Annotated in this window: 2 protein-coding genes; both read right to left on the reverse strand. The window is 34.8% G+C overall.

Translation table 11 applies throughout. The annotated features are described in order from the left end of the window. Nucleotides 1–25: 25 nt before the first annotated feature. On the reverse strand, nt 26–673 hold the full coding sequence (locus V7164_RS08780; RefSeq protein WP_335346283.1) for a hypothetical protein: 648 nt from the start codon (nt 671–673) through the stop codon (nt 26–28). Next, the coding region (locus tag V7164_RS08785; protein WP_335353920.1) for a sigma factor-like helix-turn-helix DNA-binding protein at nt 657–799 on the reverse strand (143 nt) is incomplete at its 5' end. The genes V7164_RS08780 and V7164_RS08785, both read right to left, overlap by 17 nt.

Raw genomic sequence — 799 nt, forward strand, 5'->3', positions numbered from 1 at the left:
ATACTATAGCATGTTTAACAAATATTTATTCTTTACTCTTAGCAGGCTCTACATCTTCGATTTTCAGAGTTTTCATTGCTTGAAAAATTTTCTCATGTTCAATCTTGGGATAATCAAATGTAAAGTGAGCAAATTCCTCATTTTCAATTGGAATGAAGAAATGAAACCGCTGAATTGTATCCCTTATTTTCAAATGCTCAATAATCATGTGGGTTGGGTATGGAAACCTTTGTAATTCTACAATTTCTTCAATTGTTATAGCAGAAGTAATTTGATTCATCTCCTCTTCTGTTACAACATCAATGTTCCCAACTTTACTGGAAGTAATTTCCGAATAGATTTCCCAGCCATTTGATAACTTCTCTATATAAACATCCTGTAGCTCCCATGTAAATTTATTGTTCATCCCAATCGGCTGCTCCTCAGCATTTCTACGCTCAGCAGTACGAGGTTGAGTACTTTCGGAAATTACTTTCCAAATAAACCCGCTGCAAATTAGGACGAACAGGCAAGTGGAAATGAGTGCTTTCCATTTGTAACTTCTTTTTGGAGAACGAATAATTGGTTGATTATATAGTGTTTGTAAAAGCCTCTCTCTTAAAGCATTTTTCTCATTGTGTGTTGGTCGAAAATGTTTCAATTGCTTCCATTGGTCATTAGATTGATTGTTCAAATTGTTCACCACCTTCTTTGTCATGCATTTTTTTTAGTAACTTCAATGCCCTAGACAGTGTTTTTCGGACTTTAACCTCAGACCAATTTAGTATTTCCGCCGTTTCAATTGTTGAAAAGCCTTCTA

It is taken from the genome of Bacillus sp. JJ1474, assembly GCF_036965225.1.
Classification (GTDB): domain Bacteria; phylum Bacillota; class Bacilli; order Bacillales; family Cytobacillaceae; genus Cytobacillus.